19 protein-coding genes are annotated in these 18180 nt (G+C 62.6%); 11 read left to right on the forward strand and 8 right to left on the reverse strand.

Annotation, left to right across the window (positions count from 1 at the left end; translation table 11 throughout):
* Nucleotides 1-48: 48 nt before the first annotated feature.
* The gene (locus tag ACF8O8_RS14010) at nt 49-906 is read right to left on the reverse strand and encodes an NAD-dependent epimerase/dehydratase family protein (protein ID WP_064493086.1); all 858 of its coding nucleotides are present in this window, start codon (nt 904-906) and stop codon (nt 49-51) included.
* A gap of 190 nt (nt 907-1096) precedes the next feature.
* On the opposite strand from ACF8O8_RS14010, the gene exbB reads away from it, so the two are divergent.
* The 6 genes from exbB to ACF8O8_RS14040 all read left to right on the forward strand — a co-directional run bounded on the left by exbB (nt 1097) and on the right by ACF8O8_RS14040 (nt 7804).
* A complete protein-coding gene (exbB, locus tag ACF8O8_RS14015) occupies nt 1097-2059 on the forward strand; it encodes a tonB-system energizer ExbB (protein WP_392509867.1) in 963 nt (320 codons plus the stop codon).
* A gap of 3 nt (nt 2060-2062) precedes the next feature.
* Nucleotides 2063-2491: a TonB system transport protein ExbD gene (exbD, locus tag ACF8O8_RS14020; RefSeq protein WP_003253367.1), complete on the forward strand. Its 429-nt coding sequence runs from the start codon at nt 2063-2065 to the stop codon at nt 2489-2491.
* Entirely contained in the window at nt 2488-3219 is a 732-nt protein-coding gene (locus tag ACF8O8_RS14025) for an energy transducer TonB (protein WP_010955804.1), read from the forward strand. The genes exbD and ACF8O8_RS14025 overlap by 4 nt, the downstream gene beginning before the upstream one ends.
* A gap of 94 nt (nt 3220-3313) precedes the next feature.
* Complete coding sequence (locus tag ACF8O8_RS14030; protein WP_003253362.1) at nt 3314-4240, forward strand: hydrogen peroxide-inducible genes activator; 927 nt, start codon at nt 3314-3316, stop codon at nt 4238-4240.
* Between the two features lie 3 nt (nt 4241-4243).
* The gene (gene recG, locus ACF8O8_RS14035; protein WP_392509868.1) at nt 4244-6322 is read left to right on the forward strand and encodes an ATP-dependent DNA helicase RecG; all 2079 of its coding nucleotides are present in this window, start codon (nt 4244-4246) and stop codon (nt 6320-6322) included.
* A gap of 78 nt (nt 6323-6400) precedes the next feature.
* A complete protein-coding gene (locus ACF8O8_RS14040; protein ID WP_010955806.1) occupies nt 6401-7804 on the forward strand; it encodes an aminoacyl-tRNA deacylase and HDOD domain-containing protein in 1404 nt (467 codons plus the stop codon).
* Nucleotides 7805-7984: 180 nt separating this feature from the next.
* Here the strand turns inward: ACF8O8_RS14040 and ACF8O8_RS14045 are convergent, their stop codons facing one another.
* From ACF8O8_RS14045 to ACF8O8_RS14060, 4 genes are all read right to left on the reverse strand, one after another.
* Entirely contained in the window at nt 7985-8359 is a 375-nt protein-coding gene (locus ACF8O8_RS14045; RefSeq protein ID WP_010955807.1) for an SCP2 sterol-binding domain-containing protein, read from the reverse strand.
* A 148-nt stretch (nt 8360-8507) separates the two neighbouring features.
* A complete protein-coding gene (locus ACF8O8_RS14050; RefSeq protein ID WP_003253355.1) occupies nt 8508-8807 on the reverse strand; it encodes an HU family DNA-binding protein in 300 nt (99 codons plus the stop codon).
* Nucleotides 8808-8994: 187 nt separating this feature from the next.
* Nucleotides 8995-10143 (reverse strand): NAD(P)/FAD-dependent oxidoreductase, encoded by a 1149-nt coding sequence (locus tag ACF8O8_RS14055; protein ID WP_392509869.1) that lies wholly within the window; start codon nt 10141-10143, stop codon nt 8995-8997.
* Nucleotides 10144-10159: 16 nt separating this feature from the next.
* Complete coding sequence (locus ACF8O8_RS14060) at nt 10160-10327, reverse strand: rubredoxin (protein WP_003253349.1); 168 nt, start codon at nt 10325-10327, stop codon at nt 10160-10162.
* A 224-nt stretch (nt 10328-10551) separates the two neighbouring features.
* Between ACF8O8_RS14060 and ACF8O8_RS14065 the strand changes: the two genes are divergently transcribed.
* Together ACF8O8_RS14065 and ubiA are read left to right on the forward strand one after the other, a co-directional pair.
* A complete protein-coding gene (locus ACF8O8_RS14065) occupies nt 10552-11109 on the forward strand; it encodes a chorismate lyase (RefSeq protein ID WP_010955810.1) in 558 nt (185 codons plus the stop codon).
* On the forward strand, nt 11109-11999 hold the full coding sequence (gene ubiA / locus ACF8O8_RS14070; RefSeq protein WP_392509870.1) for a 4-hydroxybenzoate octaprenyltransferase: 891 nt from the start codon (nt 11109-11111) through the stop codon (nt 11997-11999). Before ACF8O8_RS14065 ends, ubiA begins: the two co-directional genes overlap by 1 nt.
* Before the next feature lie 33 nt (nt 12000-12032).
* On the opposite strand, the gene ACF8O8_RS14075 is transcribed toward ubiA, so the two are convergent.
* A complete protein-coding gene (locus ACF8O8_RS14075) occupies nt 12033-12404 on the reverse strand; it encodes a hypothetical protein (RefSeq protein ID WP_020190123.1) in 372 nt (123 codons plus the stop codon).
* Nucleotides 12405-12578: 174 nt separating this feature from the next.
* On the opposite strand from ACF8O8_RS14075, the gene phoB reads away from it, so the two are divergent.
* From phoB to ACF8O8_RS14090, 3 genes are all read left to right on the forward strand, one after another.
* Entirely contained in the window at nt 12579-13268 is a 690-nt protein-coding gene (gene phoB / locus ACF8O8_RS14080) for a phosphate regulon transcriptional regulator PhoB (RefSeq protein WP_003253341.1), read from the forward strand.
* 48 nt (nt 13269-13316) lie between these two features.
* Nucleotides 13317-14624: a phosphate regulon sensor histidine kinase PhoR gene (phoR, locus tag ACF8O8_RS14085; RefSeq protein WP_350298424.1), complete on the forward strand. Its 1308-nt coding sequence runs from the start codon at nt 13317-13319 to the stop codon at nt 14622-14624.
* 173 nt (nt 14625-14797) lie between these two features.
* On the forward strand, nt 14798-16138 hold the full coding sequence (locus ACF8O8_RS14090; protein WP_010955814.1) for a hemolysin family protein: 1341 nt from the start codon (nt 14798-14800) through the stop codon (nt 16136-16138).
* Between the two features lie 12 nt (nt 16139-16150).
* Here the strand turns inward: ACF8O8_RS14090 and ACF8O8_RS14095 are convergent, their stop codons facing one another.
* Both ACF8O8_RS14095 and ACF8O8_RS14100 read right to left on the reverse strand, forming a co-directional pair.
* Nucleotides 16151-17047 (reverse strand): peptidoglycan DD-metalloendopeptidase family protein, encoded by an 897-nt coding sequence (locus tag ACF8O8_RS14095; RefSeq protein ID WP_392509871.1) that lies wholly within the window; start codon nt 17045-17047, stop codon nt 16151-16153.
* A 146-nt stretch (nt 17048-17193) separates the two neighbouring features.
* Entirely contained in the window at nt 17194-18084 is an 891-nt protein-coding gene (locus ACF8O8_RS14100) for a response regulator (protein WP_010955816.1), read from the reverse strand.
* Between the last annotated feature and the right edge of the window lie 96 nt (nt 18085-18180).

Raw genomic sequence — 18180 nt, forward strand, 5'->3', positions numbered from 1 at the left:
AAATTGAGCAAGACAGTTGCTCCCACAAGGCATCGCGCCAGTTGCCAGCTAGGCTTTTCCTGCCAGGATCGCGGCGTAGCCTTCCTTGTAGCTCGGATATACCGGCGCCCAACCCAGCGCCCGCGCCCGGGCATTGCTGCAACGCTTGCTACCAGTACGCCGCACCCGCTGCTCATCGGACCATTCGGTAACGCCCATATACGCCCGCAGCCAGGCCACCACATCGGCCAGCGGCGCCGGGTCATCATCGACGCCAATGTAGCAGTCGTCTAGAGCCTTGCCATCAGCATCGGCCTGCAGCAGAAACGCCAGCAGGCTGGCGGCATCTTCGGCATGAATGCGGTTGCCATACAGCGGCGGCTCCTCGGCAACGCGGTAACCCTGACGCACCTGGCTCAGCAACCACTCGCGCCCTGGGCCATAGATACCGGTCAGGCGGACCACGCTCGCCGGGATGCCGCTGGCCAGTGCCAACCGTTCAGCCTCCAGCATCACCCGTCCGGAATAGCCCTCGGGCTCGGTGGCAGCGCCCTCAGCTATCCACTCGCCGTCCTTCTGCGCATACACGCTGCTGCTGGAGACGAACAATAGCCGGCGCGGGCGTTGGCCACGCTCGGCCAACCAGGCCAACACATGGCGCAAACCATCGACATAGGCTGCCTGGTAACCCGCCTCATCGTGCTGGCTGGCCGCCACGCAGTACACAAGGTAGTCCAGCGGGCCCTGTGGCCAGGCCTGCGGTATCGACGGTTCGGCCAAATCTGCGGCAACCGGCTGAACCCCTGCGGGCAGCTGACCAACAGAACGGCGCAGGCCGCTCACCTGCCAGCCTTTAGCCAACATCTGCCTGGCCAGACGCCCACCCACATCACCACAACCCACCACCATCACGGAAAGGTCTGACATCTCTAAACTCCCTAGACCAATTAATCAGCTTGGCCACGCTACACGATGGGCGGCTAGACCATAGGCGAAAAAAGCTACAATATTACTTTTGTTAACAAGAATTACTTGCAATAATGACCGCCAAATTGTTCTCGGCCTACATCGAGGCCTTGGAGAACGCTCACTTTTTTCTTCATCAGGTCCGGCCAGCATGACACGTACTCAACCTTCCGCTTCGCCAACCCCGTCGCGCGCCTGGCGCGCCATCGCCGCGCTGACAGTTAGCCTGGTGCTGGCCCCGGTGGCCATGGCCGATGAGCCAACCACCAACGCCGCCACACCTGCTGCTGCCACTGCCCCGGCCGCACCTGCTGCTGCCCCGGCGGATGCTCCGGCGCCTGATGCCACTGCCAGCAACCCGGCCGCAGCAGACCCGAGCGTTCAAGCCCTGGTCGAAGACACCTCGCTGGGAATGGCCCATGACCTGTCCCCATGGGGCATGTACAAGAACGCCGACATCGTGGTGAAGATCGTCATGATCGGCCTGGCCATCGCCTCCATCATCACCTGGACCATCTGGATTGCCAAAGGCTTCGAGCTGATGGGCGCCAAGCGTCGCCTGCGTGGTGAAATCGCCCAGCTGAAGAAGTCCACCACCCTGAAAGAAGCCAGCGAGGTCACCAACAAGGAAGGCACCCTGGCCCACACCCTGGTCCACGACGCCCTCGAAGAGATGCGTCTTTCGGCTAACGCTCGCGAAAAAGAAGGTATCAAGGAACGCGTCAGCTTCCGTCTGGAGCGCCTGGTGCATGCCAGCGGCCGTACCATGAGCAGCGGCACCGGCGTCCTCGCGACCATCGGTTCCACCGCGCCGTTCGTCGGCCTGTTCGGTACCGTATGGGGCATCATGAACAGCTTCATCGGCATCGCCAAGACCCAGACCACCAACCTGGCCGTCGTTGCCCCAGGTATCGCCGAAGCGCTGCTGGCCACTGCTCTGGGCCTGGTCGCGGCAATCCCGGCCGTGGTCATCTACAACGTCTTCGCCCGCTCCATTGCCGGTTACAAGGCGCAGGTGTCCGATGCCTCCGCCCAGGTACTGCTGCTGGTCAGCCGTGATCTGGACCACCAGGGTAGCGAGCGCGCCGCCCCGCACATGGTGAAAGTGGGGTAAGCCATGGGCCTGCATCTCAACGAAGGTGGCGACGACCTCGCCGAAAACCACGAAATCAACGTTACGCCGTTCATCGACGTGATGCTGGTGCTGCTGATCATCTTCATGGTCGCAGCCCCCTTGGCCACGGTCGACATCAAGGTCGACCTGCCGGCCTCAACCGCCAAACCGGCGCCAAGGCCGGAGAAACCGGTGTTCGTCAGCGTCAAGGCCGACCAGAAGCTGTATGTCGGCGACGATCAGGTTGCTGCACCCGACCAGCTTGGCCCGATGCTCGACGCCAAGACCAAGGGTGACAAGGAAACCACCATCTTCTTCCAGGCTGACAAAGGCGTGGATTACGGCGACCTGATGGAAGTGATGAACAACATGCGCGCGGCCGGCTACCTGAAAGTCGGTCTGGTAGGTCTCGAGACGGCAGCCAAGAAATGATGAAAACGCGCTCTAACATGGCGCGCTACGGTGGCAGCCTGGCGATCGTGCTGGGTGTGCACGTGGTCGCCGTGCTGCTGACGCTCAACTGGTCGGTGCCACAGGCCATCGAGCTGCCCCCGGCAGCGATGATGGTCGAACTGGCACCGTTGCCGGAGCCTGCGCCACCACCACCCCCAAAGGCAGCTCCGCAGCCACCGGCCCCGGTCGAGGAACCACCGTTGCCGAAGCTGGCAGAAGCGCCCAAGCCCAAGATCGCCATCCCCAAGCCGCCCAAGCCGAAGGCCAAGCCCCAGCCGCCCAAGCCCGAGAAAAAGCCTGAGCCGCCGAAGGAAGCACCGCCCACCGAGCAAACGGTGGACGCACCGCCCAGCAACTCGCCACCGCAGAAGTCCGCGGCACCGGCACCGAGCATTGCGTCCAACAGCAACGCCTTGCCAACCTGGCAGAGCGACCTGCTGCGCCACCTTGCCAAGTACAAGCGTTACCCGGAAGACGCGCGCCGTCGCGGCCTGCAAGGCATGAACCGCCTACGCTTCGTGGTCGACGCCGAAGGCAAGGTCGTGTCGTACTCCATGGCCGGTGGCTCAGGCAGTGCCGCACTGGACCGGGCGACCCTGGAAATGATCCGTCGGGCCGGCACGGTACCCAAGCCGCCACCCGAGTTGCTGAACAATGGCACGATTGAAGTCGTGGCACCGTTCGTCTACTCACTGGACCGCCGCTAAGACTTTTGCTTCTGTCACAATTCGGCAAGTCTGATAACGTGCGTCTATCGATTGCAGCCGCTATGCTGGGCCCGCAACTTCATGGACGCACGTTATGACCCTTACAGAATTACGCTACATCGTCACACTCGCCCAGGAACAGCACTTCGGCCATGCCGCCGAGCGCTGTCACGTGAGCCAACCCACCCTGTCGGTCGGTGTGAAGAAGCTCGAGGACGAGCTTGGCGTTCTGATCTTCGAGCGCAGCAAAAGCGCAGTACGCCTGACGCCGGTCGGCGAAAATATCGTCGCCCAAGCGCAGAAGGTACTGGAGCAGGCCCAGGGCATTCGCGAGCTGGCCCAGGCCGGCAAGAATCAGCTGACCGCTCCGCTCAAGGTCGGCGCCATCTACACCGTCGGCCCCTACCTGTTCCCGCACCTGATCCCGCAGCTGCACCGCGTAGCGCCGCAAATGCCGCTGTACATCGAAGAAAACTTCACCCACGTACTGCGTGAAAAGCTGCGCAACGGCGAACTGGACGCGGTGATCATCGCCCTGCCGTTCAACGAAGCCGACGTGCTGACGCTACCGCTATACGATGAACCGTTCTGCGCCCTGATGCCTGCCGACCACCCATGGACGGCGAAAAAGACCATCGACACCGCCATGCTCAATGACAAGAGCCTGTTGCTGCTTGGTGAGGGCCACTGCTTCCGTGACCAGGTACTGGAAGCCTGCCCTACCCTGAACAAGGGGGGTGAAGGCTCAAGGCACACCACGGTCGAGTCCAGCTCACTGGAAACCATCCGTCACATGGTGGCTTCCGGCCTTGGCGTATCGATCTTGCCGCTGTCGGCAGTGCACAGCCACCACTATGCCCCCGGCGTCATCGAAGTGCGCCCGTTGACGGCACCGGCACCGTTCCGCACGGTAGCCATCGCCTGGCGCGCCAGCTTCCCGCGGCCAAAGGCCATCGAGATCCTCGCCGATTCGATCCGCCTGTGCTCGGTCGCCAAAAACCCTGCGGAACAACCGGCCTGAGTCATGAGTGAGCTGTCGAAGGTCCCGGTCACAGTACTGAAAGGTGTGGGCGAGGCGATGGCGGAGAAACTCGCCAAGGTCGGCCTGGAAAACCTGCAGGACGTGTTGTTCCACCTGCCCCTGCGCTACCAGGACCGCACGCGCGTGGTGCCAATCGGCCAGCTGCGTCCCGGCCAGGATGCGGTTATCGAGGGAGTGGTCAGTGGTGCCGATGTGACCATGGGCAAGCGCCGCAGCCTGGTGGTGCGCCTGGGCGACGGCAGCGGTGTGCTGACATTGCGCTTCTACCACTTCAGCAACGCGCAGAAAGAGGGCCTGAAGCGGGGCACCCACCTGCGCTGCTACGGAGAAGCCCGCCCCGGCGCTTCGGGCCTGGAAATCTACCACCCGGAGTACCGTGCGCTGAACGGCAACGAGCCACCACCACCGGTGGAGCAGACCCTGACGCCAATTTACCCGTCCACCGAAGGCCTTACCCAGCAACGCCTGCGCCTGTTGTGCCAGCAGAGCCTTGCGCTGCTTGGCCCGCGTAGCCTGCCCGACTGGCTGCCTGACGAACTTGCCCGGGACTACCAGCTGGCACCCCTGGACGAAGCCATCCGCTACCTGCACAACCCGCCGGCCGACGCTGACCTCGACGAGCTCGCCGAAGGCCAGCACTGGGCTCAACACCGCCTGGCCTTCGAAGAGTTGCTGACCCATCAGCTGTCGCAGCAACGCCTGCGCGAAAGCCTGCGCAGCCTGCGTGCGCCGGTACTGCCCAGGGCCACGCGCCTGCAGGCGCAATACCTGGCTAACCTGGGCTTCCAGCCGACCGGCGCGCAGCAGCGGGTAGCCAACGAAATTGCCTACGACCTTAGCCAGCACGAACCGATGATGCGTCTGGTGCAGGGCGACGTGGGTGCCGGCAAGACCGTTGTCGCTGCACTGGCGGCGTTGCAGGCGCTGGAGGCGGGCTACCAGGTGGCATTGATGGCACCCACCGAGATTCTCGCCGAGCAGCACTACATTACCTTCAAGCGCTGGCTGGAACCGCTGGGCATCGAAGTCGCCTGGCTAGCCGGTAAACTCAAGGGCAAGGCCCGGGCCGCCTCCCTGGAGCAGATCGCCAACGGCGCACCCATGGTGGTCGGCACCCACGCACTGTTCCAGGAAGAGGTAAGGTTCAAGCACCTGGCCCTTGCGATCATCGACGAACAGCACAGGTTCGGCGTGCAGCAACGCCTGGCCCTGCGCAGGAAGGGCGTGTCCGGCGAGCTGTGCCCGCACCAACTGATCATGACCGCCACGCCTATTCCGCGCACCCTGGCCATGAGCGCCTACGCCGACCTGGACACCTCGGTGCTCGACGAATTGCCGCCAGGGCGTACGCCGGTGAACACCGTGCTGGTGGCCGACAGCCGCCGCTTCGAAGTGGTCGAGCGGGTACGCGCCGCCTGCGCCGAGGGGCGCCAGGCCTATTGGGTATGCACGCTGATCGAAGAGTCCGAAGAACTCACCTGCCAGGCCGCCGAAAGCACCTATGAGGAGCTTGGCAGTGCGCTGGGTGAACTGAAGGTGGGGTTGATCCATGGGCGCATGAAACCGGCAGAAAAAGCCGAGATCATGGCCGAGTTCAAGGCTGGCAACCTGCAGCTTCTGGTCGCCACCACGGTCATCGAGGTGGGCGTGGACGTGCCCAACGCCAGCCTGATGATCATCGAGAACCCCGAGCGCCTGGGCCTTGCGCAGTTGCACCAGCTGCGTGGCAGGGTTGGCCGGGGCAGCGCCGTGAGCCATTGCGTGCTGCTGTACCACCCGCCGCTGTCGCAGATCGGCCGCGAGCGCTTGGGGATCATGCGAGAGACCAACGACGGCTTCATCATCGCCGAAAAAGACCTTGAACTGCGTGGCCCGGGCGAGATGCTCGGCACCCGCCAGACCGGTCTGCTGCAGTTCAAGGTCGCCGACCTGATGCGCGACGCCGACCTGCTGCCGGCCGTGCGCGACGCGGCCCAGGCTCTGGTATCACGCTGGCCGGAACACGTCAGCCCGCTGCTGGACCGCTGGCTGCGCCACGGCCAACAATATGGCCAAGTGTGACGCTAGTCCCAGAATGGATCCAGATTTGCTCGCAGGCTGGTTATACTTCGCGTTTAAAAGATACAGTGGATACGGACCATGACTGAAGTTGCCCTGGACACCGCAACCCCACACGCCCCCTCCGTCATCAGGCTGCTGCTCGACAAACTCGGCGTGCCCTACCGCCAGGTGGTCGAACACTCGCACCTGCCTGCGGCTTCGCGGGTGCAGGCTGTCCTTCTCGACGACGAGGTCGGCGCCCTCATGGTGCTGTTCCCGCAGAGCCACCTGCTGGACCTCAACCGGCTGGCCGAGCTGACCGGGCGCAAGCTGACCGCCGTGTCGGTGCCGCGCCTGAAGCAGATGCTCGACAAGCACCACCTCAAGGCCCTGCCGGGCATCCCGGCGCTGACCAGCTCGCCATGTCAGTACGAAAAGAGCCTGCTCGACGCTGAAACTGTCTTTATCCAGTCAGGCGAAGCCGGCCTGTTGCTGGAAATCGAACGCGCACACTTCAAGCGCATGCTGGCCAAGGCCAGCGCCAGCAGCTTCGGCCAGCAAGTTGAAGCCATCAGCCCCAATCTCGACCGCCCCGATGACGACACCCGGGAAATCACCGATGCGGTCCAGGCCTTCACTGCCCGACGCATTCAGAAACGCCTGGAAGAAACCATCGAAATTCCACCGCTCGCCGACACCGCGCAGAAGATCATCAAGCTGCGGGTAGATCCCAACGCCAGCATCGACGACATCACCGGCGTGGTCGAAACCGACCCGGCGCTGGCGGCACAGGTGGTGAGCTGGGCTGCATCGCCCTACTACGGTTCGCCAGGCAAGATCCGCTCGGTGGAAGACGCCATCGTGCGTGTGCTGGGTTTCGACCTGGTGATCAACCTGGCCCTGGGCCTGGCGCTGGGCAAGACCTTGAGCCTACCCAAAGACCAACCGCAGCAGGCCACGCCCTACTGGCAACAATCGATCTACACCGCCGCGATCATCGAAGGCCTCACCCGCGCCATGCCTCGTGCAGAACGCCCCGAGGCCGGGCTGACCTACCTGGCCGGGCTACTGCACAACTTCGGCTACCTGCTGCTGGCGCACGTGTTCCCGCCGCACTTCTCGCTGATTTGCCGCCACCTTGAGGTCAACCCGCATTTGAACCACACCTATGTGGAGCAACACTTGCTGGGCATCAGCCGCGAACAGATCGGTGCCTGGCTGATGAAGCTGTGGGACATGCCAGAAGAGCTGTCGACTGCCTTGCGCTTCCAGCACGATCCGGCCTACGACGGCGAATATTTCGCGTTCCCCAACTTGGTGTGCCTGGCCACCCGCCTGCTGCGCTCGCGAGGTATAGGCTCAGGGCCGCAGGAAGAGATACCTGACGAACTGCTGGAACGCCTGAGCATTACCCGGGACAAGGCCGAGGATGTGGTGAACAAGGTGCTCGAGGCCGAGAACCTGTTGCGTGAGCTGGCTTCGCAGTTCCATGCACCGCATTAAGCATTAACACATAGCCTGCGGGAGCAACTGTCTTGCTCAATTTCTAACAGCTGGCGCGATTTTGGACTGTGGGAGCGGGCTTGCCCGCGAACACCGGCGAAGCCGGTGCCATGCACCGCGTCGCTTGTTTCGCGGGCACGCCCGCTCCCACAGGTAAAGCGTCATCATCCCCGTCGGGCTTCAGCCTTTCTTCTTTGGTTTCAGGTATTTCATCAACCCCTGGAACCACATCACCAGCGCCGGGTTGCCCTTGATCTGGATGTGCTTGTCCTGAATCCCTTGCATGAACGCCAGCTGCTTGTTACCCGCCTGCATGGTGGCGAAGCCATAGGCGGCGTCCTTGAAGGCAATGGCGAATGCCGGCTGTGGGTGCGCGCCGCCCTTGCTGCTGATGCGCTCGTTGTTGACGATGAAGTGCCGGGCGACCTTGCCGTCCAGGGTCTGCATCTGGAACACCAGGTCCTTGCCCTTGAGCTGCTGCTGGAATGCGGGGTTATTACGGCTGGCCCTGGCCATCAACAGCCCCATGGCCCAGAGAAGAAAGCGGAACTTCATCAACGCGCCTCGAATGAAAAGTGACTAAGGCGCGCAGTTTATCCTTTTCCAGAACTATTTATGCAAGTTCGAAACATTTTGCCTGCAGAAAGCACAACGGGCGCCTTGGGGCGCCCGCTTGGCCGACACTGGGGTTGTCAGAGAGCGATCACTTGCCTTTCTTGGCTGGCTTGGCGGGGGCGTTAACGCTGTCACGCAGGTTCTTGCCAGGCTTGAAGGCCACGGTATTGCTGGCCTTGATCTTGACCGGTTCCCCAGTTTGCGGGTTCTTGCCGGTACGCGCACCGCGATGACGTTTTTCGAAGGTGCCGAAACCGACCAGGGTCACGGTGTCCTTGTCCAGGGCACCGGTGATGCTGTCGAGAATCGCGTTCAAAACCTGATTGGCCTTCTCCTTGGTCAGATCAGCCTTATCGGCGATGACGGCGGCGAGTTCTGGTTTGCGCATAGTGAAGCCTCTTTGACGGAATTCTTGTTGTTATGCCGTGCTGCCTCTGGGAGCAGCGCTCAAGGCACCGCAGGCTCTAATCTGCGGCAGACGGGAGTGAGAATGGCACGAGCTCAGGGGCCGCGCCAGTATCTGGGCGGCCATTGTGCAGGCAACAACAGGATAAATCCGACAGAACGCGCGCTATTTACGCCATAACCGGTGGCAACTGACGATTCAGCGCCAGCTTCTCCATCACCGCCGCTCCGGTCAGGGCGTAGCCCAGCAGCTTGCCGTCGGCATCAAGGCAGAGCACCTTGAGGTCACTGCCCTGCCCCTCTACCTGCCAGATGCCTTCGCAGCCCTTTGGCGCTGGCGAGACCACCAGCGGACAGGCCGGGGTTTTCACGGTGATAGGCATCGGCCCGTAGGAAACTGCCGTCGGCTTGCCGGCCAGGGTTTGCGCCAGCGCCCGGGCACAGCTCATCAGCGGCATCACGTACAGCAGGTTGATGCCATCGACTTCGGCACAGTCGCCAAGGGCGAAGATGTTGGCGTGTGAAGTACGTAGCTCGCGGTCTACGCTTATGCCACGGTTGGTCTGCAGGCCGGCCGCGGCAGCCAGGTCGGTACGTGGGCGCAGGCCGATGGCCGAAACCACCAGGTCGCAGGCGATCACGCTGCCGTCCGACAGGTGCGCCTCCAGGCCTTGAGTCACCTGCTGAAGACGGGTCAGCACCGGCCCCAGGTGGAAGCGTACACCCAGGCCCTCCAGCCCACCCTGCACAGCCGCCGCAGCGGCCGGGTGCAGCAGGGTCGGCATGATCTGTTCACACGGGGCCACAACGTCGACCTTGAAGCCGCCCAGGCTCATGTCGTTTGCGAATTCGCAGCCGATCAGGCCGGCACCGAGGATCAGGACTCGCTGCTTGCCAGCGGCGGCAGCACGGAAGCGTGCGTAGTCTTCCAGGTCGTTGATCGGGAATACCAGATGGCCGCCGTCACCCTCGATCGGCACCTGTACGGTCTGCGCCCCCCAGGCCAGCACCAGGTCGCGGTATTCCACGGCCTCTTCGCCGATCCACAGCCGCTTGTGGCCCGGGTCGATGCCGCTGATACGGGTATGGGTACGGATCTCGGCGTTCAATTGCTCGGCCATGGCGCCCGCCTCGGCCATGCACAGGCCGTCGGCGTCCTTCTGCTTGGCAAAGCCCATGGAAAGCATCGGCTTGGAGTACGAACGACCATCGTCGGCGGTGATCAGCAACAGCGGCGTCTGCGCATCGAGCTTGCGAAATTCACGGGCCAGGTTGTAGCCCGCAAGGCCGGTACCGATGATTACCACAGGGGACGTCATGTCGTGCTTTCCTCGATTAACCGATGGAGATCATTTCAAAGTCGCTTTTGCCGACACCGCAGTCGGGGCACAGCCAGTCTTCAGGCACATCCTCCCAACGGGTGCCGGGGGCGATGCCGTCGTCGGGCCAGCCTTCGGCTTCGTCGTAGATCAGGCCACAGACAATACATTGCCACTTTTTCATCAGGTCTATTTCCTCGGTTCAGGCTGGGGCTTGTGTTGCTGCTGATGGCCTCTTCGCGGGCAAGCCGCTCCTACAGTGACCGCGCAGGCCTGGCGGGCTTGCCCGCGCACAGGGCCAGCGCGCAATGCGTGGGGGCTTTGTAGCGGCCCTGCCGCCAGTATGCAAGCAGTTGGGGCAATCATGCTAAGCTCGCCGCCTCTCTGGCTGTAACAAAGCATACCGACGTGTCGTACGAATCCCCGCAAGCAGCCGCTGTCGCGTGGCTGCCGTATTCACAGCTGGCGACCGACATCGACCAGCCCACCCTTGACTGGCTGTTCGACGAGGGCTCGCTGACCCGCCGCCTGACCCGTCTGTCCATTGATCACTTTTCCGTCACCCCGTTGTTCGAGGGCTGGCAGCCGCTGCGCGATGACGAATGCCAGGCGCTGGGCATCGCTGCCGGCGCCGAAGGCTGGGTGCGCGAAGTGTATCTGCGCGGCCATGGCCAACCTTGGGTATTCGCCCGCAGCGTGGCCAGCCGCAGCGCCCTGGAACGTGGTGGCCTGGACCTGGAAACCTTGGGCAGCCGCTCGCTGGGCGAGCTGCTGTTCTGCGACCAGGCGTTCATCCGTCATCCACTCGAAGTGTGCACTTATCCACAGGCCTGGCTGCCGTCCGAAGCTGCACATGCGGCGCTTTGGGGCCGCCGCTCGCGCTTCGAGCGCAACGGCCTGGACCTGCTGGTGGCAGAAGTGTTCCTGCCGGCATTGTGGCAAGCGGCCAAGGAGGAAAACCGCTGATGTACCTGCAACTGCTCAAGTCGCTCAACCGCCTGCACCCACGGGCCTGGGACTTCGTCCAGCTCAGCCGCATGGACCGGCCGATAGGCATCTACCTGCTGTTGTGGCCGACCCTGTCGGCAGTGTGGATTGCCGGCAATGGGTCACCCACCCTGGCCAATGTGCTCATCTTCGGCCTTGGTGTGGTGCTGATGCGCGCGGCCGGCTGCTGCATCAACGACTTTGCCGACCGCAAGGTTGACGGCCACGTCAAGCGCACAGCAGACCGCCCCTTGGCCAGCGGCCGGGTGCGGCCACGCGAGGCGCTGACACTGTTCGCGATTCTGGTCGGGGTGAGTTTCCTGCTGGTGCTGTGCACCAACAGCCGCACTGTCTGGCTGTCGTTCGGGGCGGTGGCCTTGGCGTTCTGCTACCCGTTCATGAAGCGCTACACCTACTACCCGCAGGTGGTGCTGGGGGCGGCGTATTCGTGGGGCATTCCCATGGCTTTCACAGCCGCTGGCGGTGAACTGCCGGCCGGCGCCTGGCTGCTGTATATCGCCAACCTGCTGTGGACGGTAGGCTACGACACCTACTACGCCATGGTCGACCGCGATGACGACCTGAAGATTGGCGTGAAATCCACCGCGATCCTGTTCGGCGACGCTGATCGCAGCATCATCCTGCCCCTGCAGCTGCTGTCGCTGGGCTGCCTGTTGCTGGCCGGTAGCCGCTTCGACCTGGGTGGCTGGTTCCACCTTGGGTTGCTGGGTGCGGCGGCGTGCTTTGCCTGGGAATACTGGTCAACGCGCAAGCTGGACCGGGAATCGTGCTTCAAGGCATTTCTGCACAACCACTGGGCAGGGATGCTGGTGTTTATCGGAGTTGTGCTGGATTACGCGTTGCGCTGAGTAGTTTGGGGCCGCAAAGCGGCCCCTGCTATCTCATGGCTTGGCAACGTGCCAGACGTCTTTCATGCCGTCACCGGTCATGTCACCGGCCTTCTTGTCCTTGATGAAGGTATACAGCGGCTTGCCGTCGTAAGCCCACTGCATCGAACCGTCGTCACGCGTTACATGGGTCCATTTATCCTTCGGTGCTTCGTCTTCTTTCTTGACCATCAACGGTGGCCAGTTCTTGGCGCACTCGCCATTGCACATCGACTTGCCACCCGCATCCTTGTCAAAGGTGTACAGGGTCATGCCGGCATGATCGACCCACATGCCATCCTTCTCCATGGCATGGTGGGCCAACGCCACCCCCGGCAGCGCCAACGCAGTGAAAAGGGCCATCCAGCTCAGCGTATGTCGTGTCATTGGATTCACCATTGTTTCGGGGGGGAAATGAGTTCGGATTGCCATCAAAGCGGCCCTCTGTAGCCTAGTTCAGTCACGGAATGTCGCCAGAACGGCCAACACCCTGTCACACAGCTGCAATAATTCCGTTATCTAATGCGGGCCAAGACACCGAATCCAGGAGAGGTTTTGAGCATGGTAGGCAGGAACATTCTGATCGTCGACGACGAAGCGCCCATTCGCGAGATGATCGCCGTTGCCCTGGAAATGGCCGGCTATGACTGCCTGGAAGCGGAAAACTCCCAACAGGCCCACGCGATCATCGTCGACCGCAAACCGGACCTGATCCTGCTCGACTGGATGCTGCCGGGCACCTCCGGCATCGAGCTGGCCCGCCGCCTGAAGCGCGACGAACTGACCGGCGATATCCCGATCATCATGCTCACCGCCAAGGGTGAAGAGGACAACAAGATCCAGGGCCTGGAAGTGGGCGCCGACGACTACATCACCAAGCCGTTCTCGCCGCGTGAACTGGTAGCGCGACTGAAAGCCGTGCTGCGCCGCACTGGCCCGAGCGACAGCGAGGCGCCGATCGAGGTCGGCGGCCTGCTGCTCGACCCGATCAGCCACCGTGTGACCATCGACGGCAAGCCGGCCGAGATGGGCCCTACCGAATACCGCCTGCTGCAGTTTTTCATGACCCACCAGGAGCGCGCCTATACCCGCGGCCAACTGCTGGATCAGGTGTGGGGCGGCAACGTCTATGTCGAGGAACGTACCGTCGACGTGCACATCCGTCGCCTGCGCAAGGCACTGGGTGAAGCTTACGAGAATCTGGTACAAACCGTCCGGGGCACTGGCTACCGTTTCTCGACCAAGAGCTGATCGAGTTCCCGAGCGCCAAGCTGCACGTCGTTGTACAAGGACCGTCAATTGAACCAGAACTGGCACGCAACCCTGATTCGCCATCTGCTGTTGCTGATTACCGTCTGCCTGATCGGCGGGCTGGTCAGCGGCTACTACGGCTGGAGCCTGGCCATTGGCCTGGCGCTCTATCTGGGCTGGACCCTCAAGCAACTGCTGCGCTTGCACGACTGGCTGCGCAATCACCAACCCGACGAAGCACCGCCCGATGGCTACGGCCTGTGGGGCGAGGTATTCGATAGCATCTACCACCTGCAACGCCGCGACCAGCGCGTACGGGGCCGCCTGCAGGCAGTGATCGACCGGGTGCAGGAGTCCACCGCTGCGCTGCGTGACGCGGTGATCATGCTCGACAGCGACGGCAACCTGGAATGGTGGAACCGCGCCGCCGAGACTCTGCTGGGCTTCAAGACCCCACAGGACGGCGGCCAGCAAGTGACCAATCTGGTGCGCCACCCGCTCTTCAAAGAGTACTTCGAGGCAGAAAACTACCTCGAACCGCTGGAAATCCCTTCGCCGATCAATGACCGCATGCGAGTGCAGTTGCACATCACCCGCTACGGCAACAATGAACACCTGATGCTGGTGCGCGATGTCACCCGCATTCACCAGCTGGAACAGATGCGCAAGGACTTCGTCGCCAACGTGTCCCACGAGCTGCGCACGCCGCTGACGGTAATCACCGGCTACCTGGAAACCCTGCTGGACAACGTCGAGGACGTGAACCCGCGGTGGAGCCGTGCCCTGCAGCAGATGAGCCAGCAAGGCTCGCGCATGCAAACCCTGCTCAACGATTTGTTGCTGCTGGCCAAACTGGAAGCCACCGATTACCCATCGGACAACCAGCCGGTGGCAGTCGATGCCCTGCTCGCCGCCATCAAGAACGACGCCCAGGCCTTGTCCGGGCCGCGCAACCAGCGCATCAGCCTGGAAGCGGCGCCTGGCGTCAAGCTGAAGGGCAGCGAGTCGGAATTGCGCAGTGCCTTTTCCAATCTGGTGTTTAACGCGGTCAAGTACACCCAGGACGAAGGCAACATCCGCATCCGCTGGTGGGTCGATGCCCAGGGCGCACACCTGTCGGTACAGGACTCGGGGGTGGGCATCGATGCCAAGCACTTGCCACGCCTGACCGAGCGCTTCTACCGCGTAGACTCCAGCCGTGCATCGAATACCGGCGGTACCGGGCTGGGGCTCGCAATCGTCAAGCATGTGCTGATGCGCCACCGGGGCAAGCTGGAAATCAGCAGTGTACCGGGGCATGGCAGCACCTTTACCTGTCACTTTGCGCCAGCACAATTGGCCAACGAAAAGGCTTGAGATTGAGGCTGCGGCGCAGCCCTTCGCGGGCATGCCGGCTGCCACTGGGCCCGCAATGAGTCCGCTGCCCTTTGCTTTTACGGCCCCAGCCGCTACATTGGATCCCCTGTGCCAGCAAAAGCTGGCACTTTTTTTCTCTCTATCTCAAAGACGGACCCCGTAAAAACTCCATCATGGACCCTTCCTCTGGTATTAGCCTCACCTCGTTATTCGCCGACTTCGGCATGATCATCTTTGCCTTCCTGCTGGTGCTGCTCAACGGCTTCTTCGTTGCTGCGGAGTTCGCCATGGTCAAGCTGCGCGCTACACGCGTAGAGGCCATCGCCGAAAAGCACGGCTGGCGTGGCAACATCCTGCGCAAGGTTCACAACCAGCTCGACGCCTACCTGTCGGCCTGCCAATTGGGCATCACCCTCGCCTCGCTGGGCCTGGGCTGGGTGGGTGAGCCCGCCTTCGCCCACTTGCTGGAACCATTGCTGGCCTATCTCGGCGTGGACAGCGCCGAGCTGGTCAAGGCGATCTCGTTCTTCGTCGCCTTCTTCGTCATCTCGTACCTGCACATCGTGGTCGGCGAACTGGCCCCCAAGTCCTGGGCTATCCGCAAGCCAGAGCTGCTGTCGCTGTGGACCGCCGTGCCGCTTTACCTGTTCTACTGGGCGATGTACCCGGCCATCTACCTGCTCAATGCCAGCGCCAACACCATCCTGCGCATTGCCGGCCAGGGCGAGCCTGGCCCGCACCATGAGCACCACTACAGCCGCGAAGAACTCAAGCTGATCCTGCACTCCAGCCGTGGCCAGGACCCAAGCGACCAAGGCATGCGCGTGCTGGCCTCGGCCGTGGAAATGGGCGAGCTGGAAGTGGTCGACTGGGCCAACTCGCGTGAGGACATGATCAGCATCGACGCCCATGCGCCTCTGAAGCAGATCCTGGCCCTGGTGCGCCGCCACAAGTTCAGCCGCTACCCGGTGTACGACGCCGAGCGCGAAGAATTCACCGGCCTGCTGCACATCAAGGACCTGCTGCTGGAGCTGGCTGAGCTGGAGCACTTGCCAGAGACCATCGACCTGGAGGACCTTGCCCGGCCACTCGAACGCGTGTCGCGGCACATGCCGCTGGCACAGTTGCTGGAGCAGTTCCGTAAGGGCGGCGCGCACTTCGTGCTGGTCGAGGAAGCCGATGGCAAGGTGATCGGCTACCTGACCATGGAAGACGTGCTGGAAGTGCTGGTAGGCGACATCCAGGACGAGCACCGCAAGACCGAACGTGGCATTCTTGCCTACCAGCCGGGCAAGCTGCTGGTGCGTGGCGACACCCCACTGTTCAAGGTCGAGCGCCTGCTGGGTATCGACCTTGACCACATCGAGGCCGAAACCCTGGCCGGGTTGATCTACGAGACGCTCAAGCGCGTGCCTGAAGAAGAGGAAGTGCTGGAGGTCGAAGGGCTGCGCATCATCATCAAGAAGATGAAAGGGCCCAAGATCGTCCTGGCCAAGGTGCTGAAGCTGGATTGATGGCTAAATCGGTCAGGGGTTGCCGGCAGTGAAATCCGGCAATCCGCTGATCGGTCTGTCGAAGCGGTAAGGTATCGATTCCAGCGCCAACCCCACATTGCGCTGCACCACAAAATGCAGGTGCGGCCCAGTGCTGTTGCCGGTATTGCCCGACTTGGCCAGCATCTGGCCCTGCCGTACCCGTTGCCCCTCCGCTACCACCACCGAACCACGCATCAGGTGAAGGTATACGCCCATGGTGCCATCCGGGTGCAAAATCCTGACAAAGTTACCCGAGGGGTTGGGGCCGCGCCCGCTCTGGCTGTTCTGCGTCTTCACCACCACCCCTTCCCGCGCCGCGATGATGGGTGTGCCTTCGGGCATGGCGATATCCATGGCGTAGCGCCCTCGGGGCCCAAAATGACTGACACGGCCATTGGGGCCCTGAGTGACGCCGAACGGCCCGCCAATCCACGGGAACGCATAGCGGAAGCCTAGCGGCCGTTTGCCCGGATCACCCATGGCCTGCAGCAGGGTCGAACGGTAGTTCAGCAGCAGCCCGGGCCGCCCCCTGAGCACACTGAGCATCTGCGTGGTGCGCGGCGGCAGCAGCCGGCGCACGATACGCGGGGCATCACCGCCTTGTGCGTTGACCAGGTTGTCCAGCCGCAACTCTACCTCTACCGGCACATGCAGCTCGTTTCGTGCCGAAAAGCTCACGCCACCGTCGAAGGTTTTCGCGTTCAGCAGTACCTGGCCTTCGAGCGTTTCGACCATGGGTTCGAGCAACACCAAGGGCTTGGCGCCGGGGCCAGGGCGGTCGGAATAGGAGACGACACCGGAATCGTCAGTGATCTTGTAGAGCGTCACGCCCTGGCTCGACGCCGAGGCCATGAGCAATGCACAGAACAGCAGCAGGCGCGCGGGCATGATAGTGGCTTTTTGACAGTTATGATCTGTCGAAGCCTAGCAGCGGGTTTTACGGTAGGTATTGCAGTTGGTCGGATGGGGCAACTCGGGCTTGGGCAGAAGCAGCCTTGTGCTGCTCCTGCCCAAAGCATGACGCGGGGCCGGGGTCAGGCACCGGGGGTGAAGTGCTTCTGCGCTGTGCCGCGGGCAATCAACCGAGACAGGTAGTCGAGCTTCTGGGCATCCTGGTCGACAAACTTGAACGTCAACTGCAACCAGTCGCTGTCAGGTTTTGGCTCCAGCGCCGCCACCGCATGCAGGTAGCCGTTCAGGCGAGCAACTTCGGCACTTTCGCCCTGCTCCAGGTCCAGCACCGCACCTTCCAGCACCTGTGGCAGCGCTTCGCTGCGGCGTACCACCAGCAGTGCCTCTTTCAGGCTCAACGCCTTGATCACGCATGGCTGCATGCCACTGGCCAGGCGCAGCTGGCCCTGGCCACGGCCGCTCGGCGCGGGGGCGGCAGGTGCGGGCGCCGCGACCAAAGGCTTGGCCGGTGCCGGTGTCGGCGCCGCCACCTTGACCGCTTCGGGCTTGCCCGCAGTCAGCGCGTTCAACGAGTCGTTGGCAAAGGCCGGGTTGGCTCGCGCCGGGCCGATGGCCATCAGGCTGTCGAGCTTACCGATCTTGGTCAGGGCTTTCTTTACCTTGGTCAGCAGTTGCTCGTTGGTGAACGGCTTGCCTACAAAATCGGAAACACCCGCCTGGATCGCCTGAATGACGTTCTCCTTGTCGCCACGGCTGGTCACCATGATGAACTGCAGGTTCTTCAGTGCAGGCTGCTGACGGCACCAGGTCAGCAATTCCAAGCCAGACATTTCCGGCATTTCCCAGTCGCACAGGACCAGGTCGAACGCTTCCTTGCCGAGCATGGCCATGGCCTTGCGACCGTTGATAGCGTCGTCGATGGCCATACCCGGGAAGGCATTACGCAGACACTTGCGGACCAGATCACGGATAAACGGGGCGTCATCCACGACCAGCACATTCACTTTACTCATCGATACTCCTTTTGAATCCCGACTAGCCTACTGCCAATGATGGCCACTTGCTACAACCTGGTCACGCCGGGACTTCTTCACATCGTTCGCGGGTGC

The organism is Pseudomonas sp. TYF_14 (genome assembly GCF_043105275.1).
In the GTDB taxonomy this organism is placed as follows: Bacteria; Pseudomonadota; Gammaproteobacteria; order Pseudomonadales; family Pseudomonadaceae; genus Aquipseudomonas; species Aquipseudomonas alloputida.

Coding starts and splice junctions, on each gene's coding strand:
- ACF8O8_RS14010 (WP_064493086.1), bottom strand. CDS start 906: ATGTCAGACCTTTCCGTGATGGTGGTGGGTTGTGGTGATGTGGGTGGG.
- exbB (WP_392509867.1), top strand. CDS start 1,097: ATGACACGTACTCAACCTTCCGCTTCGCCAACCCCGTCGCGCGCCTGG.
- exbD (WP_003253367.1), top strand. CDS start 2,063: ATGGGCCTGCATCTCAACGAAGGTGGCGACGACCTCGCCGAAAACCAC.
- ACF8O8_RS14025 (WP_010955804.1), top strand. CDS start 2,488: ATGATGAAAACGCGCTCTAACATGGCGCGCTACGGTGGCAGCCTGGCG.
- ACF8O8_RS14030 (WP_003253362.1), top strand. CDS start 3,314: ATGACCCTTACAGAATTACGCTACATCGTCACACTCGCCCAGGAACAG.
- recG (WP_392509868.1), top strand. CDS start 4,244: ATGAGTGAGCTGTCGAAGGTCCCGGTCACAGTACTGAAAGGTGTGGGC.
- ACF8O8_RS14040 (WP_010955806.1), top strand. CDS start 6,401: ATGACTGAAGTTGCCCTGGACACCGCAACCCCACACGCCCCCTCCGTC.
- ACF8O8_RS14045 (WP_010955807.1), bottom strand. CDS start 8,359: ATGAAGTTCCGCTTTCTTCTCTGGGCCATGGGGCTGTTGATGGCCAGG.
- ACF8O8_RS14050 (WP_003253355.1), bottom strand. CDS start 8,807: ATGCGCAAACCAGAACTCGCCGCCGTCATCGCCGATAAGGCTGATCTG.
- ACF8O8_RS14055 (WP_392509869.1), bottom strand. CDS start 10,143: ATGACGTCCCCTGTGGTAATCATCGGTACCGGCCTTGCGGGCTACAAC.
- ACF8O8_RS14060 (WP_003253349.1), bottom strand. CDS start 10,327: ATGAAAAAGTGGCAATGTATTGTCTGTGGCCTGATCTACGACGAAGCC.
- ubiA (WP_392509870.1), top strand. CDS start 11,109: ATGTACCTGCAACTGCTCAAGTCGCTCAACCGCCTGCACCCACGGGCC.
- ACF8O8_RS14075 (WP_020190123.1), bottom strand. CDS start 12,404: ATGACACGACATACGCTGAGCTGGATGGCCCTTTTCACTGCGTTGGCG.
- phoB (WP_003253341.1), top strand. CDS start 12,579: ATGGTAGGCAGGAACATTCTGATCGTCGACGACGAAGCGCCCATTCGC.
- ACF8O8_RS14090 (WP_010955814.1), top strand. CDS start 14,798: ATGGACCCTTCCTCTGGTATTAGCCTCACCTCGTTATTCGCCGACTTC.
- ACF8O8_RS14095 (WP_392509871.1), bottom strand. CDS start 17,047: ATGCCCGCGCGCCTGCTGCTGTTCTGTGCATTGCTCATGGCCTCGGCG.
- ACF8O8_RS14100 (WP_010955816.1), bottom strand. CDS start 18,084: ATGAGTAAAGTGAATGTGCTGGTCGTGGATGACGCCCCGTTTATCCGT.